This is a genomic window from Ferrovibrio sp. (genome assembly GCF_002796975.1).
GTDB lineage: Bacteria > Pseudomonadota > Alphaproteobacteria > Ferrovibrionales > Ferrovibrionaceae > Ferrovibrio.
Map to the genome: position 1 here is coordinate 687,839 of NZ_PEKV01000005.1, position 25,196 is coordinate 713,034.

The following is a 25,196-nucleotide window of genomic DNA, read 5'->3' on the forward strand; positions in this document are numbered from 1 at the left end:
GTGGATCTCCGGACAATGGACTTCACCAGCAGGAGGTGCCCCATGCCTGTCCGTCGCACATTTCTCATTGCCGCTTTGGCTCTGTTCTCGGGCGGCGCTCTCGCTCATCACGGCTGGGGTTCGTACGACGCGAACACGGTGCTGACTCTGGACGGCACGGTGACCGCGATCGACCCGAACAATCCGCATGGCGAACTCAGGCTGAAGACGGCGGACAAGACCTGGATCGTCACGCTGTCGCCGCCCTCGCGCATGGCAAGCCGCGGCAAGCCGATTGCCGAGATCAAGGTCGGCGACAGGGTGGTGGCGGTCGGCTATCCCAACCGTTCGCGGGCGGACGAGATGCGCGCCGAACGCATTACCCATAACGGCTTCACCGTAGAGTTACGCTGACCGTGGAGCATCCCGCCTCGCATCACCCGCTGCTGGTCTCTCTGGAGCAGTCGAATCTCGGCGCGGCGATGCGCGAGTCGATGTGGCTGTATCCCGCCGTCGAGATCCTGCACATCTTCGGCTTCATCCTGCTGGTCGGCAGCATCGTCGGCTTCGACCTGCGGCTGCTCGGCCTGCACCGCTTCCTGCCGGTGCCGCCGCTGGCCCATCACGCCGTGCCGCTCGCCATGATCGGCTTCTGCATCGCCGCGCCGGCCGGCTTCCTGCTGTTCGCCACCGAGGCCACCAGCATCGCGATGAATCCGGCCTTCCAGGTGAAGCTCTTCTGCATCGCGCTCGGCCTTGCCAATGCGATCCTGTTCCATCTCGGCCCCTGGCGCACGATGACGCTCTGGGGTGCCGCGAATTACGTGCCGCCGGTGGCGCGTCTGGGCGCCGCCACCTCGCTGCTGGCCTGGACCGGCGCAGTGATCGGCGGCCGGCTCATTGCTTATCTTTAGCCGGGCCTGTCTCTGAACGGCCAAGCTGCCGCATTTCCGCCGCACCCATTGCGGCGGGTCGCGGTTTTCTGCCTGAAACAAAAACATGACCGCGTCAAAACCAAGCGGAACCGCATCTCCACGGTCACGTTTGTTGCCTGCCACCCTGCCGGACAGCGCTTCCTGCGAAGCGCATCCTGGCCATAAGGAGAAAAAACATGATCGCGCGTCGCTCTTTCTTCATGCTCGCTGCCGCTGCCATTGCGGCTTCCTCAGTCGTCGCCTGCGCGTCGCGCAGCTACGCCGTCAACGGCACCGTCTCGTACCGTGAACGCCTTATCCTGCCGGCGGACTCGGTGATCGTCGTCCGCCTTGAAGACGTCACCCGCGGTCAGGCCTATCCGAACGTGATTTCGGAGCAGCGCATCGTGCCGAACAGCATGGCGGTGACGCAGTTCTCGCTGCCCTACCAGTACGGCACCATCGATCCGAACGCCACCTATGTGGTGAATGCCTGGATCGAGCAGGGCGGCCGCATCCTGTTCCGCAACAACAAGGTCTACCAGGTGCTGACCAAGACCGCGCCGTCCAGCAACATCAATGTCGAACTCGAGCAGGTCGCCGCCATGTTCGTGCCGTCGCCTGCCGTGGCGCCGGGGACGGTGGTCCAGCAGACCACCACCACAACCACCTCAGGCCCGGCCACCGGGTCGGTGATCGTGCAGCCGGCGCCGGCTGCGCCGGGCACCTACTACGTGGCGCCGGCGCCGGCCGCGCCGCCGAGCGGAACTGTCATCCTGCAGCCGGCACGCTAAGCCTTAAGCGCATCGTCTGAAGATCAAGGTCAGGGCCTGTCTCCTGCGTCATGGGAGGCGGGCCCTGATTTTTTAGACAGTCAGACCCTCACCCCCTCCCTCTCCCGCAAGCGGGAGAGGGAGGGGCCCGCGCGCAGCGTGGGAGGGTGAGGGCTCTTGTTTTTTACGGACAGGGCACGTCGCGAAACGCGTAGATGCGGTCATCCGCCGGCGTGTAGTCGGCGCGGGCGGCGCTGTCCTTGCCCGTCGCCATCCATTCCGGCGAGATCGTCGTCTGGTAGGTCTGGCATACTTCGTGGCCGTCGCGTTCGAGCCGGTGATACTCCACCTTCGCCGCCCAGCGTCCGTTGCCGTCGAGCAGCCGCGTCTCGCCATTGGCGACGGTGACGCGCCAGTGCAGCGGCGGGCCGTCCTGTGGCTGCAGCGTCACCGGGCCGGTGACCGGCGGCAGCGTCACGTCGGCGGACAGCACATGTCCGCCAGCCAGGATGGTGCCGGCACGGAAATGCAGCGGCGGCGCCGGCGGCTCTTCAGCCCGGGCTGCAAAAGCCATGGCAGGCAGGGTCAGCAGGAGGAAGGTGGCGGCAGGCCATCGCATGCCGCCAGTCTAGCAGAGTGACTGAGCGAAGTGTCAGTCGCGACGCAGCTTGTTGAGCCAGACCGAGGCGGCGCGGCGATGCGCGTCGGTCATGCTGGATTCCACCGCCTTGATCGCGGCGTAGATCACCGCGAGGTCGTCGCCATAGCCCATGGCGCCGAAGATGTCGGGGATGAAATCCACCGGCATGACGAAATAGCCCAGTGCGCCGAACAGCACCGCCTTGGCGGTGGCCGGTGTTTTCGGGTCGATGGCGGCATAGAAGGCAGCCAGAAAGCTCTCGGCGCCCGGCAGGTAGCTGACGGTGTGTTTCAGCTTGCGCCAGAAGCGCCTGGCCAGCCGCGGCTCTTCCAGCTTCAGGCGGGCGGGATCGGCCGGCACCTGGAAGGCCAGCGGATTGGGGTCTCGGCTCATGGCGGCTGATATGGGGTGCGGCCCAGGCTCATGCAAGCCGGCTCCTGCAAGCCGGCCGCTGCAAGCCGGGCCGGGGTATGCGATAACTGCCTCGGGTGTTGAGGGATTTTCGCAGGTTATGAGGATTTTAGAGGTTCTGGGCGCGGCTGTGGTGCTGGTGGCGCTGGCGATTTCGCCGGCCCGGGCGGCTGACCGCCTGATGCTGGTGACCGGCGAGGATTATCCGCCTTACGTCGATGGCGATGCACCCGGCGGCGGGCTCGCCGTCCAGCTGGTGCAGCAGGCGATGCGTCGCATGAATGCGACGGCCACGGTCGAGATCGCGCCCTGGCGCCGCGGCTATGAGGAAACCCGGCGCGGCCGCTTCGACGCCACTTTCCCCTATGTGCGCACACCCGAGCGCGAGCGCGACTTCCTCTATTCCGATGTGCTGTTCCAGATGCGGCAGGCGATCTTCATGCCGGTCGCGCGGCGTTTTGCCTATCGCGGGCCGGCCGACCTGAACGGCCGCCGCGTCTGCACGCCGCTCGGCTATGCACCCGCGCAGGGCCTGCAGGCGATGATCGAAAACAAACAGATCGAGCGCATCTCGGTCGCCAATGCTGCGACCTGTCCCGGCCTGCTGGCGGCCGACCGCGCCGATTTCTTCGTGCAGGATCTGCGCATCGGCCAGACCCTGCTGACCAGGGCCGGCCTGACGCAGGAGATCGTCGCCGTCAGCGAGCCGCCGTTCGGCCTGTCGGAAATTCATTTCATCGTGCCGCGCAGCCGCGCGGATGCAGCCGGGCTGATTGCGCGTTTCAATGCAGCCCTGGCGCAGGTCAGGGCCAGTGGGGATTACGACCGCCTGCTGGCGCAGTAGGCTCGAACCGGCCCGGACGTAGCCAAAAGCGGGTCGATTGGTTATAACCACGCCCGGAAAATTAGTTACGATAGATAACAGATTGCCAATAACAGATTGAAGAGGGAGTGATCTCATGGATCTCAAGGGTGTAGGCGCGATCGTCACCGGCGGTGCTTCGGGTCTGGGCGCGGCGACTGCCAGGGCGCTGGCCGGCGCGGGCGCCAGGGTCGCCATCTTCGACATGAATCTCGAACTCGCCGAGCAGACCGCCAAGGACATCGGCGGCGTGGCGATCAAATGCGACGTGGCCGACGGTCCGGGCGGCGAGGCCGCGGTGAAGGATGCCATCGCCAAGGTCGGTCCGGTGCGTGTGCTGGTCAACTGCGCCGGCGTCGGTACGCCGATGAAGGCGGTGGGCAAGGATGGCCCGGTCGCGCTGGAGAAGTTCATCAAGGTGGTGCAGATCAACCTGATCGGCACCTTCAACATGATCCGCCTCGTCGCGCATCACATGCAGCAGCAGCCGGAGATGGCCGACAAGGAACGCGGTTGCATCATCAACACCGCCTCCGTCGCCGCCTTCGACGGCCAGATCGGCCAGCCGGCCTATGGCGCCTCGAAGGCCGGCGTGCATGGCATGACCTTGCCGCTGGCGCGTGAATTCGCTTCGTTCGGCATCCGCGTCTGCACCATCGCGCCGGGCCTGTTCGGCACGCCGATGATGTTCGCCCTGCCGCCGGAAGCGCAGGAGTCGCTCGGCAAGTCGGTGCCCTATCCGTCGCGTCTCGGCCGCCCGGAAGAATACGCCGCGCTGGCCAAGCATATCTGCGAGAACACCATGCTGAACGGCGAGACCATCCGTCTCGACGGCGCGCTGCGGATGGCGCCGCGGTAAAAAGAAACGCGTGGATGCCCGGATCAAGTCCGGGCATGACACAAGGGACTTAAACTACACTTGTCATGGCCGGGCTTGACCCGGCCATCCACGTCTTAAGGCCGCCCTCATCGGGCGGCCTTTTCTTTGCCCGGAATCCGGCGATCTCCGGCCCTCAGAGGGGCGCCGAAGCCTTGCCCGCCCGGACGATTCCCGGTACCCCTTGGGCCGACCTTTCCACCCCCTGACTGAACATCAGAATTCCGGAGGATTTCCCTATGGCGCGCAAGAAAATCGCTCTCATCGGCGGCGGCAATATCGGTGGCACCCTGGCCCTGCTGGCCGGCATGAAGGAACTGGGCGACATCACCATCTTCGACGTGGTCGAAGGCCTGCCGCAGGGCAAGGCGCTCGACATGGCGCAGGCCGGCGCGGTCGAAGGCTTCGATGCCAGGCTGCGCGGCACCCAGGACTACAAGGACATCGCCGGTTCGGATGTCATCATCGTCACCGCCGGTGTGGCGCGTAAGCCCGGCATGAGCCGCGACGACCTGCTCGGCATCAACATCAAGGTCATGCAGGCGGTTGGCGCCGGCATCAAGGCGCATGCGCCGGATGCTTTCGTCATCTGCATCACCAACCCGCTCGATGCGATGGTCTGGGTGCTGCGCGAAGTCTGCGGCCTGCCGCATAACAAGGTGATCGGCATGGCCGGCGTGCTCGACAGCGCCCGCTTCCGTCACTTCCTGGCCGAGGAATTCAACGTCTCGGTCAACGACGTGAACGCCTTCGTGCTCGGTGGCCATGGCGACACCATGGTGCCGCTGATCCGCTATTCCACCGTCGCCGGCATCCCGGTGCCTGACCTGATCAAGATGGGCTGGTCGACGCAGGAGAAGATCGACAAGATCATCCAGCGCACCCGCGACGGCGGCGCCGAGATCGTGGCGCTGCTCAAGACCGGCTCGGCTTTCTACGCGCCGGCCTCCTCGGCCATCGAAATGGCCGAGAGCTACCTGAAGGACAAGCGCCGTGTGCTGCCCTGCGCCGCCTGGCTCGACAAGGGCAAGTATGGCCAGTCGGGCATGTATGTCGGCGTGCCGGTGGTGATCGGCGCCAATGGCGTCGAGAAGATCGTCGAGATCCAGCTCAATGCCGACGAGCAGAAGATGTTCGAGCATTCGGCCAATGCCGTGAAGGGCCTGGTCGACGCCTGCAAACAGATTGATCCGAGCCTGGGCAAGTAAAGCAAACCGAAGCAAACCAAACGCGTCATCCTCGGGCTCGACCCGAGGATCTTTCTCAGTCTTGTGAGAGATGGTCGGATCAAGTCCGACCATGACGTGAGTGGGAAAGTTCAGAGCGGCGCGCTGGCAACAGCGCGCCGTTTTTCACTCATCGCATACTTCAGTGCATTGAATCATCTCCCGCCTCTCACGGGAGACTCTCTACTGAAAATGTGGGTCGCTAAATCCTATGCTCGGGATTAGGGGCAGCTTATCCGGATGTAGCAACTTGCCGGTATCGGTTTCGCAAATGAACCGCCGTCTGATCTATGCTCGGGTAAACTGTTGTTGCATTAATGTTGATGCTGTCGAGTTGTTTCAGGACGCGTTGCTTATTTCTAATCGTGATGCGGGCAATCTCAATTGTTTCGTTGCCGCCTTCAGGCAAAGTTGCTTCGTGTCCGTATAGTAAGAAAGCGCCTAACTGCGATTTTATTCTTGTATTTGTTCGTTTCGCCTTCACGCAAATAATCGAATTTAAATCATCTGGAAGGATGCGACCTTCAAAATAGCCTTTCTCTGAGCGGATGTGATGAAGGAGTTGCCCTGCGCAAACGGCGATATAAGAGGGAGGTGTAACTGAGTGTAGCGGCGAGATTAATTTTTTTTGCTATACTGTTGCCCGCTCAAACCCCTGGGAGACCCATGGTGCGCCTGATCATCGCGATCTTTCTGCCCTTCCTGCTGTTCTTCACCATCGGCCGGCCGATCGCCGGCATCATCTGCCTGATCCTGCAATGCACGCTGATCGGCTGGATCCCGGCGGCGCTCTGGGCGGTCTATGCGCTCAGCCAGTACAGCACCGCCAAACAGATCGAGCAGGCAACCGGGCGAAAGCCCGGTTGAGGCGCCGGCATTCATCCGTCTGCTGAGGAAAGGCCGGGCCGCAATCCCGGCTTTCTTTTGCAGTAAAATGTTGCTATAATGTTCCATTTGGCGTGTATCTCCCCGCCGGATAGGCAGCGATAGGCGGTATTAGCCCAAACGAACGCAAACGAAGCGAAACGAACACCAACGAGTATCCAACGAAGCCGAACGAACGCAAACGAGCATCTAACGAACTCAAACGAACCGAAACAAGCGCAAGGCAGGGTCCAGGGCTGATCCTGCGGCTCACCCTTCGGTGTGAGTGCCGAATGCAGGGGCGCAATTGTAGACTTGCCCCTTGCCGGTCAGGGCTTTAGCTCTGCTGCAGACGAACCGCACGCCCGTTCAGGAGAGGCCTCCCGATGTCCGCACCCCCCGCAGCCGCCCCCGGATCGGCGCCTGGCCCCGTGCTGGGCTGGCGCACGCCGCTCCTGGTCATCATCGCCGGCTGCACCATTGCCCTGCTGAATTTCGGCGTGCGCTCCGGCTTCGGACTGTTCCTCGAGCCGATCAGCATCGCCAACGGCTGGGGTCGCGAGGTGTTTGCCTTCGGCATCGCCATCCAGACCGTGCTCTGGGGCTTCGGCCAGCCCTTCGCCGGCGCCATCGCCGATCGCTACGGCTCGGCCCGCGTGCTCGCCGTCGGCGCGCTGCTCTATGCCGGCGGCGTCGCGCTCACCGCCTATGCCGCCACGCCGCTGATGCTCAATCTCACGCTGGGCGTGCTGCTCGGCATGGGGCTGGCCGGCACGTCGTTTACCGTGGCGCTTGCCGCCATCGCCCGCATGGTGTCGCCCGAGCGGCGGTCCTGGGCGCTTGGGCTGGGCACCGCCGCCGGTTCGATGGGGCAGTTCCTCATGGTGCCGCTCAGCCAGGGCTTCATCGCCGCCTGGGGCTGGCAGACCGCCTTGCTGCTGCTCAGCCTGTTCGCGCTCGCCATCATACCCCTGTCGAGCGCGCTGGCCGGCAAGGCCGTCGAGGGCGGCGGTCCGAAACAGTCGATGGGCGAGGCGCTGAAGGAAGCCGGCAACCAGAAGAGCTACTGGCTGCTGATCTCGGGCTTTTTCGTCTGCGGCTTCCATGTCTCCTTCATCCAGACGCATCTGCCGGCTTATATCGTCGATCGCGGCCTCGATCCGCAGACCGGCGCCTGGGCGCTGGCGCTGGTAGGCCTCGCCAATGTGGTCGGCTCGTATACCGCCGGCGTACTCGGCGGCAAGCGCAGCAAGAAATACCTGCTCAGCTTCATCTACGCGGCGCGCGCCGTGGTGATCGCCGTCTTCGTCATGCTGCCGATGACGCAGGTCAGCGTGCTCATCTTTGCCTTCGCCATGGGGCTGCTCTGGCTCTCCACCGTGCCGCTCACCTCAGGGCTGGTGGCGCAGATTTTCGGCCCGCGCTACATGGCCACCCTGTTCGGCATTGTTTTCTTCAGCCACCAGGTCGGCGGCTTCCTCGGCGTCTGGCTCGGCGGCCGGCTGTTCGATGCCAGCGGCTCCTATGACGTGGTCTGGTGGATCTCGACGGGTCTGGCCATTTTCGCCGCCATCGTACACTGGCCGATCGACGAACGCCCGCTGGTGCGTGCACCGGCGCCGGCTGCTGCTGCTGCGGAGTAAACATGGCGGCGCCGCATCGCCTGGCATTCGGATTTATCGCGGCCGTGCTGCTGCTCTGGGCCGGCCTGTTCGGCTGGACCCTGCAGCGCGCCGCCCTGCCGCCCGAGGCCAGCGGACGCGTGATCGCCGTCTATCCCTTCGGCTGGAATGAAACGACGGTGACCGCGGCGGCGATGCGGACCGAAGCCCGGCTGGTGCGGCAGACCTGGCTGACCAACGCGGTCGAACTGGCTTCCGACGATGCGGGTTTTGCTGACCGCCTGCGCGACAGCGGCGCGATTGCCGTTTACCGCGCGCAGCCTTTCAACCTGTTTACCCTGGCCGGCTGCACCGGCCTGCCGCCGCTGCTGCCGTCACTCCGCCGCTTCGGCTGAGTCTTCCTCGACCGTCACATAAGGCATCGGCACGATGCCCAGCTTGGCGATCAGGGCGGTATCGCGATCCTGTCCCGGATTCTTCGTGGTCAGCAGCCGGTCGCCCAGGAAGATCGAGTTCGCGCCGGCGAGGAAGCACAGCGCCTGCAGTTCGTCGCTCATCGTTTCGCGGCCGGCCGAGAGCCGCACCATCGATTGCGGCATCACGATCCGCGCGACCGCGATCATGCGGACGAAGTCGATGCCGTCCAGCGGTGCCGACTGGCCAAGCCGCGTGCCCTCGACCTGCATCAGCATGTTGACCGGCACGCTTTCCGGATGCGCCGGCAGGGTGGCCAGGCTGTGCAGCAGGCCGACGCGGTCGGTGGCAGCTTCGCCCATGCCGACGATGCCGCCGCAGCAGACCTTCATGCCGGCGCCGCGTACATGCTCCAGCGTATCCAGTCGGTCCTGATAGCTGCGGGTGGTGATCACCTCGGCATAGTGTTCGGGCGAGGTGTCGAGGTTGTGGTTGTAGTAGTCCAGTCCGGCGGCGCGCAGCTGCTGCGCCTGCTCGCCGGTCAGCATGCCCAGCGTGGCGCAGGTCTCCATGCCCAGCGCCTTCACCTCGGCGATCATGTCGCAGACCTTGTCCAGGTCATGCGCCTTCGGATTGCGCCAGGCGGCGCCCATGCAGAAACGGCTGGCGCCCTGCGCCTTGGCCGCCTGTGCGGCGGCCAGGGTGGCCTGCACATCCATCAGCTTGGTGGCCTTCAGTCCGGTCTCGAAATGCGCGCTCTGCGAGCAGTAACCGCAGTCTTCCGGGCAGCCGCCGGTCTTGATGCTCAGCAGCGTGCTCATCTGCACCTGGTTGGGATCGAAATGCCGGCGGTGCACCTGCTGCGCCAGCCAGGTCAGGTCGCTGAAGGGCAGCGCGAACAGCGCGGCAATCTCGGCGCGTGTCCAGTCGTGGCGGGGCTGCGCCTCGGCGCAGCGGGCGGTGAGGTTGCGGATCTCCATGGCGTCGACGGCGGCCATCTTGCTCTCCTCATGCTGGGTGGCGACTGCACTAGCCCTTTGGATGAGGCCTGTCCAGCCTTGTCGCCAGCCATCGGCTGGGCTACCGTCACGAACATGACGGGAGCGCAAAAGACCGGCGTTACAGAGCCGGCACTGACGATCATCATTGCCGACGACCATCCGCTGGTGCGCGAGGCGCTGGGCCAGGCCCTGCGTCAGGCCATGACCGGCGTCGAGGTGGTCGGCGCCGCTGATCTGGATGGCGCCCGTGCCGCGCTGGACGCGCATGAAGCCGTCGATCTTCTCATTCTCGATCTCGACATGCCGGGCATGGACGGCTTTGCCGGCCTGGCCGCCGTACGTTCCAGCCATCCCGCCGTGCCGGTCGCCATCGTGTCCTCGACGCGTGAGCCGGCGACGATGCGCCGTGCCATCGAATTCGGCGCCGCAGCCTTCGTGCCGAAATCGGCGGCGATGGAAACCATCGCCAGCGCATTGCAGTCGGTGCTGGATGGCGAGGTCTGGCTGCCGCCCGAGATGGAAGGCGGCGACGGCGCGATGCCCGACGATTTCGCCCGCCGCGTGGGCGAACTGACACCGCAGCAATTGCGCGTTCTCACGCTGCTGTCGAAGGGCAAGCTGAACAAGCAGATCGCGCATGAGCTGTCGGTGGGTGAGGCGACCGTGAAGGCGCATGTCACCGCGATCCTGAAGAAACTCGGCGTGCGCAGCCGCACCCAGGCCGTGATCGCCGCACGGCACTTCTCGGTCTAACTGAAAGCCTAGTCGCCAGTCTCCGCCAGCGGTCCCGTGGGCCGGCGGCGCTGGCTGATCAGCGCGCGTAACGCGGCTGGCTTCACCGGCTTGTGCAGCACATCCACGCCCATCTCGGCGGCACGCTGGTGCATCTCCTGGCTGCGTTCGGCAGTGATCAGAATGGCCGGAATGCGCCGGCCCCAGTCCCTGCGCAGCAGTGCGATGGCCTCCAGCCCGTCCGGGCTGCCGTCATCCAGATGCAGGTCGGCGAGGATGATGTCGGGGCCGCGGCCGGCCTGCGCCACTGCCTGCCGCGCGGCATCAATCGTGTCGACGGCGGCGACCGTGCAGGACCAGCCTTCCAGCAGCGTGATCATCGCCTCGCGCACGCCGGCCTCGTTCTCGATGCAGAGTACGAAGCTGCCGGCGAGCGAACCGGCGACGAAAGCCGGCTCGGGCGCATCCGTGACGGCCTGCGCCGGTTCGACGGCTGCGCGCGGCACGGTGACGCTGAAGACCGAGCCATGACCCAGACGGGAGTCGAGACGGATCGGATTGTTGAGCATGCGGCCGATGCGATCGACGATGGCAAGGCCAAGCCCCAGCCCGCGTTCGGTATCGCCGCCGCTGCGCTCCAGCCGGGCGAATTCCTGGAAGATCACCTGCTGCTTGTCGGCGGCAATACCTGGGCCGTTGTCGCAGACCTCGATACGGATCTCGCCGCCGTCGCGCCGGCAGCCGACCACGACGCGGCGGTCGTCGCGGCCGGGATCGGCATAGCGGATCGCATTGGCGACGAAATTCTGCAAGACACGACGGAGCAGCGCCGGATCGGTGCTGATCGTGGCGCTGGTCGGCACGACCTTCAGCGTCACGCCGCGGCGCGCCGCCAGCGGGCCAAACGACGTCGCGATGGCATCGAACAGCGATGACAGCGCGACCGGGCGGATTTCAGGCCGCACCGCGCCGGCATCCAGCTTGGAAATATCGAGCAGCGCATCGAGCAGTACCTCGACCGAACCCAGTCCATGATCGATCTTGGAGACCAGCGGATTATCCGGCTCGCGCTCGGCCAGGGCGGCGGTGAACAGTCGCGCGGCATGCAGCGGCTGCAGCAGATCGTGGCTGGCGGCCGCCAGGAAGCGCGTCTTGCCGAGATTTGCGGCCTCGGCCTGGGCACGTGAGGCTTCCAGTTCCTGCACGGCAAGCTGCAGTTCGGCCGTGCGCTCGGCGACGCGACGCTCCAGGCCTTCATAGGCGGCGCGCAGGGCTGCATCGGCGCGGCGGCGCTCGGTGACATCCTGGTACAGCAGGAAGAAACCAAGCACTTCGCCGCTATGACCGATATGTGGAATATACGTGCCGTGCGCCACCTCGATCTTGGCATCGTTGGTGGGAAATTCGATTTCAAAGCTCTGGCGCTGGCCGGCCAGCGCCGCATCGATATGCGGCTTCAGGCGGCTGTAGCGGTCGGCCGAGATCATCTCGTCGAGCGGCCGGCCGTCGATCTGCTGCTGCGGCAGGTTGAGCGAGCGGCGGAACGGCATGTTGGTGAACCGGTAGCGCTCCTCGCGATCCACATAGGCGATCAGCACCGGCACGTTGTCGGTATAGACGCGAATGGCGCGTTCCGATGCGCGCAGGGCTTCGGCGGCGCGCACGCGTTCGCTGACATCGGTGCAGGTGGCGACGAAGCCGCCGTCCGGCATCGGGTCGACGCGGATTTCGATCACGCCGCCATCGGGCCGGCGGCGCTCGTAGATGCGCGAGCCATGCGCGCCGGAGGCCAGTGTCACGGCAAGGTCGCCGGTGCCGTCGCCGGCGACCTGGGTGAGCGGCATGCCATTCTCGGCCAGATGGACCGGCAGGCTCAGCAGATCGAAGAAGCGGTCGTTCCAGGCGGCCAGCCGCTGCTCGTGGTCGAACACGCCGATACCCTGGCTGATATGGTCGAGCGTGGTGCGCAACAAGTCGAGATTGTGCCGGATCGCCTCCGACGCCTCGCCCAGCATGGCGCGGGCCGCGCGCGGGCTCAACAGATTTTTGCCGCGTGCCGAGGCCATCACGATGCGTGCCGAGGCTGCACCGATGGCGCCGCCGAGCAGATGCTCGGTGAAGGCCATGGCTTCAGCAGCAGTCATGCGCTTGCCGGCGAAAGCACGTTCGGCGCGTTCGGCTCCGATGAAACGCGCGGCCAGCGCACGCAACTCGTCGATGCGCGGATCCTGGTCGGCTTCGGCGAAAGCGGCACCCGGCAGGCCTTCGCCGCCGGACACGAAGATGGCGGCCTGTTCGCGGTCGCGCATGCTGGGCCGCGACAGCAGCGAGATGCCGACCAGCAGCGAGGTATTGATCGCGACGCAGGCGACGAAGCCCTGCAGGATCGCGTCGAAACGGTCGATCGGCGCAGGCAGCCATGGCCCCAGCGGCGCCAGCATCGGCTGGCCGATGGCGGCACCCTGGATGGAGGGCAGCAGCAGGGCGTAGAACCAGACGCCGAAGCCGGCGATCAGCCCGGCAATCACGCCATGGCGGTGCGCGCGCTTCCAGTAGAGGCCCAGCAGCAACGGAGGCGCGAAATTCGCCACGGCGCAGAAGGAGATCATGCCCATCGAGGCCAGCGGCAGATAGCCGGCAATCCAGGTGTGGTAGATATAGGCCGCAACCAGCGTGACGACGACGGCGGCGCGGCGCACGTTCAGCACGATCTGGCCGACGTCATGCGAGCCGCCGGCGCGCGAACGCAGCAGCAGCGGCGTGACCAGTTCGTTCGACACCATGATCGACAGCGCCATGCAGGCGACGATCACCATCGAGGTCGCCGCCGACAGGCCGCCGATGAAGGCGAAGACCGACAGCGCCAGCTGGTCGTGCATCAGCGGCAGGGTGAGCACGAAGAAATCGGGATTGGTACCTTTGTCGGTCAGCAGCAGGCCGGCCGCGGCAATCGGCACCACGAACAGGTTGATCACCAACAGGTAGGTGGGGAACAGCCAGCGTGCGGCCTTGAGCTGGCCGGCATCGCCGCTTTCCACCACGGCGACATGGAACTGGCGTGGCAGGCAGAGGAAGGCAAAGCCCGACAGCAGCGTCATGGCGATCCAGTTCGTGCCCAGCCCCTTGCTCAGCTGTTCGCGCAGATCCGGCCGCTCCTGAACGCGGGCGACCAGGTCGCTGCCGGAGTCGAACAGGCCGTAGATCACGAAGAGGCCGACGGCGAGAAACGCCGCCAGCTTGACCAGCGACTCAAAGGCGATGGCCAGCATCATGCCGCGATGCTGCTCGGTGGCCTGCACATGGCGCACGCCGAACAGGATGGTGAACAATCCCATGATACCGGCGACGAACATGGCGGTGTCGCGCCAGGGCGGCGGCAGCGTTGCATTGAGAAGATGCGCCATGTCGCTGCCGACCAGCACTTCGAAAGTGACACTGACTGCCTGCATCTGCAGCGAGATGTAGGGCAGCACACCGATCACCGCGATCAGCGTGACCAGCACGGCCACCGCACGGCTCTTGCCATAGCGCGAGCCGATGAAGTCGGCAATCGAGATCACATTCTGCCGTTTGGCGATGCGGATCATCTTCGCCATCGTCGGATAGCAGGCCGTGATGGCGAGGATCGGCCCGACATAGATCAGGATGAAGTCGGGGCCCGACAGGGCGGCGCGGCCGACCGAACCGTAGAAGGTCCAGGAGGTGCAGTAGATCGCCAGCGACAGGGCGTAGATGGTGGCGCCGGTGCGGCCGGTGTACCAGCGGGCATTCAGCCGGTCGCCGAGATGGGCGACGGCGAACAGCAGCCCGAGATACCCGAGCGACAGAAGCAGGATGGCGCTGCCCTGCAGCATGAAATGTTTTCTCCCCGTTCCGGTCAGTAAATCCTTCTGCCGGGCGGCTGTCCACCGGCCTGGGGGGCGGCTTTGGGCCCGAGGGATTCAGGCCGGATGGTTGCCAGCGCGGCCATAGCCGGCTTTGCTGCGGGCATGACGCTGTTGCTGCGCCTGTTGAAACTGCTTCTGCTGGTCCTTGCCCTGTTCTGGGGCGGCGGGCTGCTGATTTACCGATTCATCGACCCACCGGGCACGCCCCTGATGGCGATCCGCATGATCGAGCGCGGTCAACTCATCCATTATCGGCCGGTAGCATTGTCGGCTGTCGCCCAGGGGGTGCCGCGTGCCGTGATCGCATCCGAAGACAGCCGTTTCTGTCTGCACCATGGCATCGATCTCGGCGCCGTGCAGGATGCGCTGGACGACTACGAGGAAACCGGCCGCCTGCGTGGCGCCAGCACCATCACGATGCAGGTGGCGCGCAACCTGTTCCTCTGGCCGGGCGGCGGCTTTGTGCGCAAGGGGCTGGAGCTGCCGCTGGCCCTGGCGCTTGATGTCATCTGGCCAAAACGGCGGATCATCGAGGTCTATCTCGGCATCGCCGAGATGGGTCCGGGCCTGTTCGGGGCGGAGGCAGCGGCGCAGGCACTGTTCGGCGTGCCGGCCAGCCGGCTGAGCGAGGGCCAGGCGGCCCGGCTGGCGGCCATCCTGCCCAGCCCGAACCGCTGGAATGCCGCCCGGCCGACAGCTTATATCGAGCGGCGGTCCGGCGTGATCCGCGGGCGGATGGGGCAGCTGGCCCCGGCTCAGCTTGCCTGCCTGAAGTAACCCTTTCGCAGCGCAAACCGGGTCGATTGACGCAGGGCGGCGACCGATGGCGGCCGGAGGCTGTATCGCCCGCCGGCCTGTGGGATAATCGGGCATGACGTCGCCGATTGCGCTTCCCATCGCCGGAAAGGAACCCGCCCGTCCGCGTGCGGGCCGGATTCTGCTGCACAGCGTTATGGCGGCGGTCGTGGTCGGGCTGGCCGGCATCGCCGTCTTCACGCTCAGCCGCGCCATCAACGTCACCTCCGCTTCGATCCTGTTCGTACCGGTGATCCTCGGCGCAGCAATTTTCGGCGGCATGATCCCGTCGCTGACCGCGGCCTTCGCATCGCTCGCGGTCTGCTCGGTGCTGTTCTACAACCCGGCCTTCTTCCTGCCCGATGCCGATCCGCAGGAAGTTGCCGACATTTTCGTTTTTGCCGGCGTCGCCATCGCCTCCAGCCAACTGGCCGGCTATGCCCGCCGCGCTGCCGCCGCCTCGCGCCACCGCGAGGCAATCATGGAATACCTGCTGGCTTTCAACCGCCGCATCAGCGCGGTGGTCGATCCGGCTATGATCCCGGCCGTGCTGGCCGAAGAACTGAGCCACAGCCTGGGCAGCGCCGTCGCCATTTACGTCGACGATGCCGGCAGCCTGCGCGAACTCGCCGCAGTTGGCGATTTCGGTGCCGTGCAGCCGCTGGCTGTCGCCGAACAGACCTGGCGCCGGCAGGAGCGCGCGACGGCCGTGCCGCCGGTCTATCTCCTGCACAGCGGCGGTGCGCCGGTCGGCGTGATCGTGACCGGCGCCGAGCCCGACGGCCGCCTCGATCCGCTGGCCATCGCAGCGATGGTCGAGCAATCCGGCCTGGCGCTGGCGCGTATGCGGCTGGCGCTGCGGGTGGAAGAGGCCCGCGTGCAGGCCAAGGCGGAGAATCTGCGCGAGGCCGTGCTGGGGTCGATCAGCCATGACCTGCACACACCGCTCGCCTCCATTCTCGGCTCCGTCACCACGCTGGAAAAATTCGGCCCGATCTGCGACGAGAATACGCGCGCGGAACTGCAGTCGACCATTCGCGAAGAGGCGCAGCGGCTGGAGCGCTATATCCGGCGCATGCTGGATCTGACGCGTATCCGCGCCGGCCGCCTGGCGCCGCAGGTGGAACCGATCGACGTTGCCGATATCACCAATGCCGCCTTGCGTCAGACCCAGAAGGCGCTGGTGCGGCACAGCATCGAATCCGACGACATGCTGGCCCTGCCGATGGTGGAAACCGACCCGGTGCTGGTGGAGCAGGCGCTGGTGAATATCCTGGAGAATGCCGCGAAATACTCGCCCCCCGGCTCGGTAATTGCCTTGCGCGGCCAGATTGAGGCTGGACGGGTGGTGCTGACTGTGCAGGACTCCGGCATCGGGCTGGACGGGACCGAGGCGCAGAAGATTTTCGCGCCCTTCTACCGGGCGGCCGATGCCACCTCGGGCCAGGTGGCCGGCAACGGGCTGGGCCTGATGGTGAGCAAGGCCTTTGTGGAGGCCGCCGGAGGCGAAATCTGGGCGGACAGCCGTGGGGTGGGGCAAGGTGCCGCATTCCATATCGGCATGCCGCTCGCCAAAACTCTGCAAGTAACTGATGAAGGGGAAGCCGCATGGGCGACAAGCGCAGAATCCTGATTGTCGACGATGAAGTGCAGATCCGGCGGTTTTTGCGGCCGGCACTGGCAATGCATGACTTCGAGGTCATCGAAGCGGCCAGCGGCGCCGAGGCGCTGGAGGCGCTGGGCAAGACCGAGATCCATCTCGTCGTGCTGGACATGCAACTTGGCGACCAGGACGGGCTGGATGTGCTCAAGCGTTTGCGCGAATGGAGCTGGGTCCCGGTGATCGTGCTGACCGTGCGCAGCCGCGAGGCCGACAAGATCCGCGCCTTCGAACGCGGCGCCGACGATTACCTGACCAAGCCCTTCAGCATTGCCGAATTCCTGGCCCGCGTGAACGCCGTGATGCGGCGCGCACCGCCGGCCAACGAGGAGCCGGTGTTCGAAGTCGGCGGCCTGTCGGTCGACCTGGCGCGGCGTCGCGTGCTGGTCGAGGGTGCCGAGGTCAAGCTGACGCCGAAGCAGTATGGCCTGCTGCAGCATCTGGCCCGTCACGCCGGCAAGGTGGTGACGCATGAGCAGCTGCTGCGCGGCGTCTGGGGCGATGAACATGCCGAGGATGTGCATTACCTGCGCATCTTCATGCGCAAGCTGCGCCAGCGCATCGAGCGCGACCCCGCCCACCCGACCTATGTGGTGACCGAGCTGGGCGTGGGCTACCGCCTGCTGGCGGCGGACCAACTGGAAGCCATAGCGTCCTAAGAGGTCAGGGCTTCTTAAAATGCGTTGAACAAGCTCCCGGGCGGCTGGGAGACTTGCGCGAACCGGGCCGGGAACGATTAAGTATCGGGGCGATTTAGTATCGCTCCTGATCCGCAACCACGCGCAAGACGAAAAACGCCGATGTCCGAGAACCTGTATACCCTGATCCGTTCCAGCATTGCCGATCCGGCCAAGATCTTCATCGAGACCGGCGACGGACGGACATTCAGCTACGCCGATACCTTCGCGCTGGCCGAGCGCTTTGCCGGCCTGCTGGCCGGGCTGGGTGTGCAGCCGGGCGATCGCGTCGCCGTACAGGTCGACAAATCGGCCGAGGCGCTGATCTTTTATCTGGGTGTTGTGGCCGCCGGCGGCGTCTATCTGCCGCTCAATGTCGGCTATACCCTGACCGAACTGGAATATTTCATCGGCGATGCCGAACCGCGCGTGGTGGTCTGCCGCCCGAATGCCGAGAAAGATCTCGCGCCCCTGGCCACGAAGCTGGGCGTCGCCCATGTGCTGACTCTGGGCGGCAACGGCGACGGCAGCCTGATGGACAAGGCCAAGGCGGTGCCGACCGGGTTCGCCGCCGTGCCGCGTGCGGCCGACGATCTCGCTGCGATTCTCTATACCTCGGGCACCACCGGCCGCTCGAAGGGCGCGATGCTGACGCATCACAACCTCTATTCCAATGCCGCCACGCTGAAAGACTACTGGCGCTTCACCAGGGACGACGTGCTGCTGCACGCCCTGCCGATCTTCCATACGCATGGACTGTTCGTCGCCAGCAACATCACGCTGCTGGCCGGCGCCTCGATGATCTTCCTGTCGAAATTCGACGGCGACGAGGTGATGAAGCTGCTGCCGCGCGCGACTTCCATGATGGGCGTGCCGACCTTCTACGTGCGTCTGCTGCAGAGCCCGGCGCTGACCAAGGACGCGGTCAAGCATATCCGCCTGTTCGTCTCCGGCTCGGCGCCGTTGCTGGCCGACACACATAAGGAATGGGAGGCGCGTACCGGCCACCGCATCCTTGAACGCTACGGCATGACCGAGACCAACATGAATACCTCGAATCCCTATGACGGCGAGCGCGTTGCCGGCACGGTCGGCTTCCCGCTGCCCGGTGTGTCGGTGCGCATTGCAGACCCAGAGAGCGGCAAGCATCTTGCCCAGGGCGAGATCGGCATGATCGAGGTGAAGGGCCCGAATGTGTTCAAGGGCTACTGGCGCATGCCGGAAAAGACCGCGGCCGAATTCCGGACCGACGGCTTCTTCATCACCGGGGATCTCGGCAAGATCGACGAGCGCGGCTATGTACATATCGTCGGCCGCGGCAAGGATCTGATCATCACCGGCGGCTACAATGTCTACCCGAAGGAAGTCGAGACCGAGATCGATGCGATGCCGGGCGTGGTCGAATCGGCGGTGATCGGCGTCGACCATCCCGATTTCGGCGAGGGCGTGACCGCGGTGATCGTGGCGACGAAAGACCACAAGCTCGATGAAGCCGGCGTGCTGAAGGCGCTGGACGGCCGCCTGGCCAAGTTCAAGCTGCCCAAGCGCGTGTTCTTCGTCGACGACCTGCCGCGCAATACCATGGGCAAGGTGCAGAAGAACCTGCTGCGCGATCAATACAAGACGCTGTACAAGGCCTGAGTGATCGGCTTCCGCGATCAGCGGTGCAGGCCGATCCACACCAGCAGGCCGGCCACGATAACCGCCAGAACCGCGGAAACGGATTTCCAGAACCGCACTGGGTTGCGCTCCAGCAGCGGCCTGTCCGGCTGGCTCAGATGCATCTTGTTCGGGTGATGCAGATCGTAGATATATTCCGAAAGCTCGGCATAGCGCCGGAGCGGATCGGGCTGCACCGCTTTGCGCAGCACGCTGTCGATCCAGGCCGGAATATCGCGATCTTCATGCAGTACCGAGGCGTAGTGCAGCTTCTTCTGCGCCGCCTGGGTTCGCGTGCGGGCCACGGCGGCGCCGTAGGGTAACCGGCCGGTCAGCATCTGGTAGGTGATGACGCCGAGCGAGAAGAGATCGGAACGTGGACTGCCGCTTTCGCCGAGGAAATATTCCGGCGCCGTATATTGATGCGTGCCGAGAATGCCGCTGCGGCTGCTCGGGCTGGCGGTCTCGATCACGCCGGCGACGCGGGTCGAGCCGAAGTCGATGATCTTCACCGTGCCGGTCCGGTCGATCATGATGTTTTCCGGCCGCAGGTCCTGGTGCAGCATCTCCATGCGATGGAATGCCTGCAGGCCGCGGGCGATCTGTTCGACGATGCCACGCACGGTCTGCAGGTCCGGCTTCGGATTGTCGATCATCCACTGCGCCAGCGTCTGGCCCTCAATGTATTCCATGGCGACATAGAGATAGCTGCGCCGGCGGTTCTGTTCGCGCGGCTTGAGCACATGGGCGCTGTTGATTCGGCGCGCCACCCATTCCTCCATCGCGAAACGCTTCAGGTAATCCGGCTGGTCGCGCAGGTCGATGGACGGAATCTTCAGGATGAACAGGTCGTCGGAGGCCGCATCGGTGGCGAGGTAGATATGGCTGCGGCTGCTGCCATGCACCTGGCGCAGAATCCGGTAGCCGTCGAAGACCATGCGAGCCTCCAGTACCGGGGGCAACGGTAGGTCGGCCAGTTCGCCCAGCGCCTCGTTGGCGTCGCGGCCGGGCAGGTCGTCGATGCGCAGGATCTGGACGGTCAGATTATCCGGGCTGCCGCGGCGCAAGGCCTCGCCGGCCAGGGTTTCGGCGGCGAAATCGAGTGTTTCCGGGTTGCTGCGGATTGTCTCGGCCATGAAGGCGTCGTCGACATATTCGTAGATTCCGTCGGTGGCGAGCAGGAAGATATCGCCCTTTTCCAGCCGTACGGCGCGATAGTCGAGTTCGAGCTGCGGGTTGATGCCGAGAGCGCGGCTGAGATAGCTCTGCTGCGACGAGACGGCAACCCGATGGTCGTTGGTCAGCTGTTCCAGCGCATTGCCGTTTAGCCGGTAGATGCGACCGTCGCCGACATGGAAGAGATGTGCGGTCGCCGATTTGATCACCATGCCGCTGAAGGTGCAGACATAGCCCTTGTCGCCGTCGTAACGATAGTGGCTGCGCCGCGTCTGCGCATGCAGCCAGGAATTGGTGGCATCCAGCACACGATGCGCTGAGGTCTTCACCGACCATGCGTCGGAGGTGCAGTAATAGTCGGTGAGAAAGCCCTTGACGGCGGACTCGGCGGCAACCTGGCTGACATCGCTGCTGCTGATGCCGTCGGCCAGCGCGATGGCGATGCCCTTGGCGCTGAGTGTGGGTTCCCTCGGGATGACGGCGCCGTGGAAATCCTGGTTGATCTCCTTGCGGCCCCGGTCGGAATATTGCCCGATCGATATCTTCAGTTCGCTCACCATGCCGTGTCCGATCTCGGCAGGGCCCTTTCCGTGACGGAGAAGGGCCCTGCCGGACGGTGGTGATCAGGCCAGGCCGCGCTTCGGTGCGGTCCGGGCGTGGGTGGCGTAGAGGGTCAGGCCGGTAAAGGCCAGGCCACCGACCAGGTTGCCGACCACGGTGGGGATCTCGTTCCAGATCAGGTAGTCCATGATCGAGAAATTGCCGCCGAGCAGCAGGCCGGACGGGAACAGGAACATGTTCACGATCGAATGCTCGAAGGTCATGGCGAAGAACAGCATGATCGGCATCCACATGGCGATCACCTTGCCGCTGACGGTGGTGGAGATCATGGCGCCGACGACACCGGCAGACACCATCCAGTTGCAGAGCACGCCACGGATGAACAGCGTCAGCATGCCGGCAGCGCCATGCGCGGCATAACCCAGGGTGCGGCCTTCGCCGATATGGGCGAGGGCGACGCCAACCTTGTCGGGCGGCGAGGAGAAGCCGAAAGTGGTGACGATGGCCGCCATCACGGCAACCGTGAAGGCGCCGCCGAAATTGCCGACGAAGACCAGCCCCCAGTTGCGCAGCACCCCGGCGAACGTCACGCCCGGACGTTTGTCGATCAGGGCCAGCGGCGACAGGACGAAAACGCCGGTCAGCAGGTCGAAGCCGAACAGATAGAGGATACAGAATCCGACCGGAAACAGGATCGCGCCGATGATCGGCACGCCGGTATTGACGGTCATGGTGATGGCGAACCAGGCCGCCAGGGTCAGGATCGCACCGGCCATATAGGCGCGTATGATGGTGTCGCGCGTCGACATGAAGATTTTCGATTCACCGGCATCGATCATCTTGGTGACGAATTCGGTCGGTATCAGATAAGCCATGAGAGTCCCCTTCAGTGCTTCAAAGGGACAAAGCGCCGGTTCTCAGAAACGGGGCCCCTGTCCATTTTCACGGATGGCGCCATCGATGCGCCTGGGCTCAAACCGCCGTTGGCCTGAGTGACCTGTGCAAAGCAGGGATCGTGCCAGCGACGCTGCACTGCAAAATCGTGCCCTCGAACCGGGGCTTACGCCGCTGCGGGACAGTATTTGGGCAAAAGCCGGCGACGGCCTGCCCAAAATCGGGGCATTGCCGTCTGCCGCGAGCGGTCACACGCCGGACGAAATTATGCCCAGCCGGCGTCGACGATGAAATCCTGTGCCGTGCAGCCGCTGCTGTCGTCGGCGGCGAGGAACAGGGCCATTGCGGCCACATGATGCGGCTGCAGGCGGATGTCGAGACACTGGCCGGCGCGGCGCCCCTTGTCGCTTTCGGGATCGAGCCAGAGTTCGACCTGGCGTTCGGTCAGGATCCAGCCCGGCACGATGGTATTGACCCGGATATTGTCGTGTCCGAAATCGCGCGCCAGCGATCGCGTCAGCCCCTGCACCGAGGCCTTTGCCATCGTATAGGCGGCCATGCCGCCCTGCTTGAGCATCCAGCTGACCGAACCGAAGTTGAGGATGACGCCGCCACCCAGAGCCTGCATCTGCGGGATCACGGCCTGCGCGGCAAAGAACTGCGGTCTCTGGTTGATCGCGATCCGCTCATTCCAGTAGTCGACGGAAACTTCCAGCGTCGCGTGACGCTGGTCGTTGGCGGCATTGTTGAGCAGCACGCCGATATCGCCGAGCTTTTCGCGCACCGTCGCGATGGCGCGGCGCAGGGCCTCGATATCGGTGATGTCGCAGGGCAGGAAAAGAACGGATGCGGAGGACTCGTCGCGCAGCCGTTTGACCAGGGCTTCGCTGGCAGGCACGGCGATATCGACGAACGCGACTTTCGCACCCTGGCGGGCAAAGGCTTCCACCAGGCAGGCGCCAATTCCACTTCCGCCGCCTGTAATGAAGACGACCTTGTCTTTCAGGCTTGGGTAGATTGCGGTGAGTGTCATATTCGCTTCTCCATGCCAAACATGTTTGAGCACATGCAGCTTCATTGCAACAACGCCGGCCAACTCTACGCCTTCGAGAAAGTTCCGGAACTCACCTTGGCAATTGCAGTTATAGTGCGGACATAAAGCCGCAGCGCGGCGCGGCTGCATAAAATCATAATCAGACCGCGATGAAGGCCAAGGAGGAAAACATGAGGTTCAGCACAAAGCTGCTTTCGATTGCTACCCTTGTCATGCTGTTTGCCTGTATCGGCACGGGCGCCATGGCGCAAAAGGCCGCCATCGGCGTATCCTGGTCGAATTTTCAGGAGGAACGCTGGAAGACCGACGAAGCCGCGATCAAGGCGGCGATCGCCAAGGCCGGCGGCACGTATATCTCGGCTGATGCGCAATCTTCGCCGGCCAAGCAGCTCACCGATATCGAAGGGTTGATCGCGCGCGGCGCAAAGGCGCTCATCGTGCTGGCCCAGGATTCAGATGCGATCCGGCCGGCGGTAGAGAGGGCGACGCAGGAGGGCATACCCGTGGTCGGTTATGACCGGCTGATCGAGATCCCGGGCGTCTATTACATCACCTTCGACAACCGTGAAGTCGGTCGCCTGCAGGCGCGCGCCGTGCATATGGCCAAGCCGAAGGGCAACTACGTCTTCATCAAGGGATCTTCCACCGATCCCAATGCCGATTTCCTGCGCGCCGGTCAGGAGGATGTGCTGAAAGAGGCCATCGCCAAGGGCGACATCAAGAATGTCGGCGAGGCCTATACCGACCAGTGGCTGCCGGCCAATGCGCAGAAAAACATGGAGCAGATCCTGACGCGCAACAACAACAAGGTCGATGCCGTGGTGGCCTCCAATGACGGTACCGCCGGCGGCGTCATCGCCGCTCTGACGGCGCAGGGCCTGGCCGGCACCGTGCCGGTGTCGGGGCAGGACGGCGACAAGGCGGCGCTCAACCGCGTGGCGCTGGGCACGCAGACGGTGTCGGTGTGGAAGGATGCGCGCGTGCTTGGCCAGAATGCCGCCGAGATCGCGGTCGCCCTGGCCTCGGGCAAGAAGCTGTCCGAGATCCCGAATTCAACGACCTTCGGCGACGGACCCAAGAAGGTGAAGATGACGGCACGGCTGCTGAAGCCGGTGGCAATCACCAAAGAGAACCTCAATGTCGTGATCGATGCCGGCTGGGCGACCAAAGCCGCCGTCTGTCAGGGCGTGAAAGCCGGCACGGTCAAGGCCTGCGGCTGACGCGGACCTGACGCGACGCGGGAACGGGGGCTGCGGCGATGAACGACCTTCTGGCTAAGCTGGAGATCGACATTCGCCTGGTCGGCATGGTCGCTGCCCTCGGCCTTGTCTGGATCGGCTTCGATTATTTCACCGGCGGCCTGTTCCTCACGCCGCGCAATCTGTGGAATCTGTCGGTGCAGACGGCGTCGATCGCCACCATGTCCTGCGGCATGGTGCTGGTGATCGTCACCCGCAGTATCGATCTTTCGGTCGGATCGATCCTGGGTTTCGCCGGTATGATCGTCGGCGTGGTACAGGCGCGGTTCCTCCCCGTCGATCTCGGCTGGGGCTATGACAACCACTGGATCTGGCTGGTGGCCGTGCTGGCCGGCCTTGGCATCGGCGGTCTGATCGGCACCATCCAGGGCTTCATCATCGCCTATCTCGGTGTGTCGTCCTTCATCGTCACGCTGGGCGGGCTGCTGGTCTGGCGCGGTGCGGCCTGGTGGGTGACCCAGGGCCAGACGGTGGCACCGATCGATGCCCGCTTCCAGATGCTCGGCGGCGGGATAAAGGGTTCGGTCGGAGCACCTGTGAGCTGGGCCATCGGTATCGTGACAACCCTGCTGGTGATCGGGCTGATGCTGCTGGCGCGCCGCCGGCGCATCGCTTACGGCTTCTCGATACGTCCGGCCTGGTCGGAAGCGGCGATCTATGGTGTCGTCGCCATTACCATCCTCGGCGTGACCTGGATCTTCAATGCCTATTACATCCCTGTCTCGGTCGCCCGGCGGATTGTCGAAGCCAGCGGGCAGGTCTGGCCCGAAGGCGGCGTGCAGATCGCACATGGCTATGCAATCCCGGTACTGATTGCCATCGTCGCCGGCATCCTGGTCAGCTTCCTGGCGATCCGGACCCGCTTCGGCAGGTATCTGTTTGCCATCGGCGGCAATCCGGAAGCCGCAGAGCTTTCCGGCATCCGTACCCGACGCACCCAGATGCTGGTCTTCACATTGATGGGTGTGCTCTGCGGCCTGGCGGCCTGCATCTCCACCGCGCGGCTGCAATCCGCCACCAATGCCACCGGCACCTTTGACGAACTCTATGTCATTGCCGCCACGGTGATCGGCGGAACCTCGCTGGCCGGCGGCGTCGGCACCATCCATGGTGCGATGCTGGGTGCCGTTCTGATGGGATCGCTGCAATCCGGTATGCTGCTGCTCGACATGCCGACACCGCTGCAGAACATCGTCGTCGGCTGCGTGCTGGTGCTTGCCGTCTGGGTGGATGGCGTTTTCCGGCGGCGCGTCGGATAA

The 25,196-nt window shown here is 64.7% G+C and carries 23 protein-coding genes; 16 read left to right on the top strand and 7 right to left on the bottom strand.

Annotation, left to right across the window (positions count from 1 at the left end; translation table 11 throughout):
• Positions 1 to 42: 42 nt before the first annotated feature.
• The 3 genes from CTR53_RS08230 to CTR53_RS08240 all read left to right on the top strand — a co-directional run bounded on the left by CTR53_RS08230 (position 43) and on the right by CTR53_RS08240 (position 1,687).
• Positions 43 to 393 (top strand): DUF6152 family protein, encoded by a 351-nt coding sequence (locus tag CTR53_RS08230; protein WP_290811147.1) that lies wholly within the window; start codon positions 43 to 45, stop codon positions 391 to 393.
• A gap of 2 nt (positions 394 to 395) precedes the next feature.
• Positions 396 to 893, top strand: a complete 498-nt coding sequence (locus CTR53_RS08235; protein WP_290811149.1) for a hypothetical protein — start codon at positions 396 to 398, stop codon at positions 891 to 893.
• Between the two features lie 197 nt (positions 894 to 1,090).
• The gene (locus tag CTR53_RS08240) at positions 1,091 to 1,687 is read left to right on the top strand and encodes a YbaY family lipoprotein (RefSeq protein WP_290811152.1); all 597 of its coding nucleotides are present in this window, start codon (positions 1,091 to 1,093) and stop codon (positions 1,685 to 1,687) included.
• 163 nt (positions 1,688 to 1,850) lie between these two features.
• Here CTR53_RS08240 and CTR53_RS08245 read toward each other — a convergent pair whose 3' ends face one another.
• Entirely contained in the window at positions 1,851 to 2,285 is a 435-nt protein-coding gene (locus tag CTR53_RS08245; protein ID WP_290811155.1) for a hypothetical protein, read from the bottom strand.
• Positions 2,286 to 2,318: 33 nt separating this feature from the next.
• Positions 2,319 to 2,699, bottom strand: a complete 381-nt coding sequence (locus CTR53_RS08250) for a YkvA family protein (protein ID WP_290811158.1) — start codon at positions 2,697 to 2,699, stop codon at positions 2,319 to 2,321.
• Between the two features lie 118 nt (positions 2,700 to 2,817).
• On the opposite strand from CTR53_RS08250, the gene CTR53_RS08255 reads away from it, so the two are divergent.
• The 6 genes from CTR53_RS08255 to CTR53_RS08280 all read left to right on the top strand — a co-directional run bounded on the left by CTR53_RS08255 (position 2,818) and on the right by CTR53_RS08280 (position 8,563).
• Positions 2,818 to 3,561 (top strand): ABC transporter substrate-binding protein, encoded by a 744-nt coding sequence (locus CTR53_RS08255; protein WP_290811161.1) that lies wholly within the window; start codon positions 2,818 to 2,820, stop codon positions 3,559 to 3,561.
• A 115-nt stretch (positions 3,562 to 3,676) separates the two neighbouring features.
• Positions 3,677 to 4,438 carry an SDR family NAD(P)-dependent oxidoreductase gene (locus CTR53_RS08260; protein WP_290811164.1) on the top strand — a complete coding sequence of 254 codons (762 nt, stop codon included), beginning with the start codon at positions 3,677 to 3,679 and terminating at the stop codon, positions 4,436 to 4,438.
• 257 nt (positions 4,439 to 4,695) lie between these two features.
• Positions 4,696 to 5,664 carry a malate dehydrogenase gene (gene mdh / locus CTR53_RS08265; protein ID WP_290811167.1) on the top strand — a complete coding sequence of 323 codons (969 nt, stop codon included), beginning with the start codon at positions 4,696 to 4,698 and terminating at the stop codon, positions 5,662 to 5,664.
• 687 nt (positions 5,665 to 6,351) lie between these two features.
• A complete protein-coding gene (locus CTR53_RS08270; RefSeq protein ID WP_290811673.1) occupies positions 6,352 to 6,549 on the top strand; it encodes a YqaE/Pmp3 family membrane protein in 198 nt (65 codons plus the stop codon).
• Positions 6,550 to 6,932: 383 nt separating this feature from the next.
• On the top strand, positions 6,933 to 8,189 hold the full coding sequence (locus tag CTR53_RS08275) for an MFS transporter (RefSeq protein WP_290811169.1): 1,257 nt from the start codon (positions 6,933 to 6,935) through the stop codon (positions 8,187 to 8,189).
• A 2-nt stretch (positions 8,190 to 8,191) separates the two neighbouring features.
• Complete coding sequence (locus tag CTR53_RS08280; protein ID WP_290811172.1) at positions 8,192 to 8,563, top strand: hypothetical protein; 372 nt, start codon at positions 8,192 to 8,194, stop codon at positions 8,561 to 8,563.
• Here CTR53_RS08280 and bioB read toward each other — a convergent pair.
• Entirely contained in the window at positions 8,543 to 9,562 is a 1,020-nt protein-coding gene (gene bioB / locus CTR53_RS08285) for a biotin synthase BioB (RefSeq protein ID WP_290811676.1), read from the bottom strand. The two genes, CTR53_RS08280 and bioB, sit on opposite strands and share 21 nt — an antisense overlap.
• Before the next feature lie 114 nt (positions 9,563 to 9,676).
• Here bioB and CTR53_RS08290 point away from each other — a divergent pair, with 114 nt between their 5' ends.
• Positions 9,677 to 10,336, top strand: a complete 660-nt coding sequence (locus tag CTR53_RS08290; RefSeq protein ID WP_290811174.1) for a response regulator transcription factor — start codon at positions 9,677 to 9,679, stop codon at positions 10,334 to 10,336.
• An 8-nt stretch (positions 10,337 to 10,344) separates the two neighbouring features.
• Here the strand turns inward: CTR53_RS08290 and CTR53_RS08295 are convergent, their stop codons facing one another.
• Positions 10,345 to 14,169 carry a NahK/ErcS family hybrid sensor histidine kinase/response regulator gene (locus CTR53_RS08295; protein ID WP_290811177.1) on the bottom strand — a complete coding sequence of 1,275 codons (3,825 nt, stop codon included), beginning with the start codon at positions 14,167 to 14,169 and terminating at the stop codon, positions 10,345 to 10,347.
• A gap of 96 nt (positions 14,170 to 14,265) precedes the next feature.
• Between CTR53_RS08295 and mtgA the strand changes: the two genes are divergently transcribed.
• The 4 genes from mtgA (at position 14,266) to CTR53_RS08315 (ending at position 18,975) form a co-directional block, all read left to right on the top strand.
• Positions 14,266 to 14,979: a monofunctional biosynthetic peptidoglycan transglycosylase gene (mtgA, locus tag CTR53_RS08300; protein WP_290811180.1), complete on the top strand. Its 714-nt coding sequence runs from the start codon at positions 14,266 to 14,268 to the stop codon at positions 14,977 to 14,979.
• Between the two features lie 94 nt (positions 14,980 to 15,073).
• Positions 15,074 to 16,630: an ATP-binding protein gene (locus tag CTR53_RS08305; RefSeq protein WP_290811183.1), complete on the top strand. Its 1,557-nt coding sequence runs from the start codon at positions 15,074 to 15,076 to the stop codon at positions 16,628 to 16,630.
• Positions 16,606 to 17,316 carry a response regulator transcription factor gene (locus CTR53_RS08310; RefSeq protein ID WP_290811186.1) on the top strand — a complete coding sequence of 237 codons (711 nt, stop codon included), beginning with the start codon at positions 16,606 to 16,608 and terminating at the stop codon, positions 17,314 to 17,316. Before CTR53_RS08305 ends, CTR53_RS08310 begins: the two co-directional genes overlap by 25 nt.
• 141 nt (positions 17,317 to 17,457) lie before the next feature.
• Positions 17,458 to 18,975 carry a malonyl-CoA synthase gene (locus CTR53_RS08315; protein WP_290811189.1) on the top strand — a complete coding sequence of 506 codons (1,518 nt, stop codon included), beginning with the start codon at positions 17,458 to 17,460 and terminating at the stop codon, positions 18,973 to 18,975.
• A gap of 17 nt (positions 18,976 to 18,992) precedes the next feature.
• Here CTR53_RS08315 and CTR53_RS08320 read toward each other — a convergent pair whose 3' ends face one another.
• The 3 genes from CTR53_RS08320 to CTR53_RS08330 all read right to left on the bottom strand — a co-directional run bounded on the left by CTR53_RS08320 (position 18,993) and on the right by CTR53_RS08330 (position 22,657).
• The gene (locus CTR53_RS08320) at positions 18,993 to 20,729 is read right to left on the bottom strand and encodes a bifunctional protein-serine/threonine kinase/phosphatase (protein ID WP_290811191.1); all 1,737 of its coding nucleotides are present in this window, start codon (positions 20,727 to 20,729) and stop codon (positions 18,993 to 18,995) included.
• A gap of 63 nt (positions 20,730 to 20,792) precedes the next feature.
• Positions 20,793 to 21,605, bottom strand: a complete 813-nt coding sequence (locus CTR53_RS08325) for a formate/nitrite transporter family protein (protein ID WP_290811194.1) — start codon at positions 21,603 to 21,605, stop codon at positions 20,793 to 20,795.
• Between the two features lie 284 nt (positions 21,606 to 21,889).
• On the bottom strand, positions 21,890 to 22,657 hold the full coding sequence (locus CTR53_RS08330) for an SDR family NAD(P)-dependent oxidoreductase (protein ID WP_290811196.1): 768 nt from the start codon (positions 22,655 to 22,657) through the stop codon (positions 21,890 to 21,892).
• A 191-nt stretch (positions 22,658 to 22,848) separates the two neighbouring features.
• Between CTR53_RS08330 and xylF the strand changes: the two genes are divergently transcribed.
• Together xylF and CTR53_RS08340 are read left to right on the top strand one after the other, a co-directional pair.
• On the top strand, positions 22,849 to 23,898 hold the full coding sequence (gene xylF / locus CTR53_RS08335; RefSeq protein WP_290811199.1) for a D-xylose ABC transporter substrate-binding protein: 1,050 nt from the start codon (positions 22,849 to 22,851) through the stop codon (positions 23,896 to 23,898).
• Positions 23,899 to 23,936: 38 nt separating this feature from the next.
• Positions 23,937 to 25,196, top strand: a complete 1,260-nt coding sequence (locus CTR53_RS08340; RefSeq protein ID WP_290811202.1) for a sugar ABC transporter permease — start codon at positions 23,937 to 23,939, stop codon at positions 25,194 to 25,196.

Bases quoted from the DNA above. Each gene is read 5' to 3' on its own strand.
- CTR53_RS08325 (WP_290811194.1), bottom strand. From the start codon at position 21,605: ATGGCTTATCTGATACCGACCGAATTCGTCACCAAGATGATCGATGCC.
- CTR53_RS08295 (WP_290811177.1), bottom strand. From the start codon at position 14,169: ATGCTGCAGGGCAGCGCCATCCTGCTTCTGTCGCTCGGGTATCTCGGG.
- CTR53_RS08275 (WP_290811169.1), top strand. From the start codon at position 6,933: ATGTCCGCACCCCCCGCAGCCGCCCCCGGATCGGCGCCTGGCCCCGTG.
- CTR53_RS08340 (WP_290811202.1), top strand. From the start codon at position 23,937: ATGAACGACCTTCTGGCTAAGCTGGAGATCGACATTCGCCTGGTCGGC.
- CTR53_RS08310 (WP_290811186.1), top strand. From the start codon at position 16,606: ATGGGCGACAAGCGCAGAATCCTGATTGTCGACGATGAAGTGCAGATC.
- CTR53_RS08330 (WP_290811196.1), bottom strand. From the start codon at position 22,657: ATGACACTCACCGCAATCTACCCAAGCCTGAAAGACAAGGTCGTCTTC.
- CTR53_RS08240 (WP_290811152.1), top strand. From the start codon at position 1,091: ATGATCGCGCGTCGCTCTTTCTTCATGCTCGCTGCCGCTGCCATTGCG.
- CTR53_RS08245 (WP_290811155.1), bottom strand. From the start codon at position 2,285: ATGCGATGGCCTGCCGCCACCTTCCTCCTGCTGACCCTGCCTGCCATG.
- CTR53_RS08305 (WP_290811183.1), top strand. From the start codon at position 15,074: ATGACGTCGCCGATTGCGCTTCCCATCGCCGGAAAGGAACCCGCCCGT.
- CTR53_RS08290 (WP_290811174.1), top strand. From the start codon at position 9,677: ATGACGGGAGCGCAAAAGACCGGCGTTACAGAGCCGGCACTGACGATC.
- CTR53_RS08315 (WP_290811189.1), top strand. From the start codon at position 17,458: ATGTCCGAGAACCTGTATACCCTGATCCGTTCCAGCATTGCCGATCCG.
- CTR53_RS08250 (WP_290811158.1), bottom strand. From the start codon at position 2,699: ATGAGCCGAGACCCCAATCCGCTGGCCTTCCAGGTGCCGGCCGATCCC.
- CTR53_RS08280 (WP_290811172.1), top strand. From the start codon at position 8,192: ATGGCGGCGCCGCATCGCCTGGCATTCGGATTTATCGCGGCCGTGCTG.
- mtgA (WP_290811180.1), top strand. From the start codon at position 14,266: ATGGTTGCCAGCGCGGCCATAGCCGGCTTTGCTGCGGGCATGACGCTG.
- bioB (WP_290811676.1), bottom strand. From the start codon at position 9,562: ATGGAGATCCGCAACCTCACCGCCCGCTGCGCCGAGGCGCAGCCCCGC.
- CTR53_RS08255 (WP_290811161.1), top strand. From the start codon at position 2,818: ATGAGGATTTTAGAGGTTCTGGGCGCGGCTGTGGTGCTGGTGGCGCTG.
- CTR53_RS08260 (WP_290811164.1), top strand. From the start codon at position 3,677: ATGGATCTCAAGGGTGTAGGCGCGATCGTCACCGGCGGTGCTTCGGGT.
- CTR53_RS08230 (WP_290811147.1), top strand. From the start codon at position 43: ATGCCTGTCCGTCGCACATTTCTCATTGCCGCTTTGGCTCTGTTCTCG.
- mdh (WP_290811167.1), top strand. From the start codon at position 4,696: ATGGCGCGCAAGAAAATCGCTCTCATCGGCGGCGGCAATATCGGTGGC.
- CTR53_RS08320 (WP_290811191.1), bottom strand. From the start codon at position 20,729: ATGGTGAGCGAACTGAAGATATCGATCGGGCAATATTCCGACCGGGGC.
- xylF (WP_290811199.1), top strand. From the start codon at position 22,849: ATGAGGTTCAGCACAAAGCTGCTTTCGATTGCTACCCTTGTCATGCTG.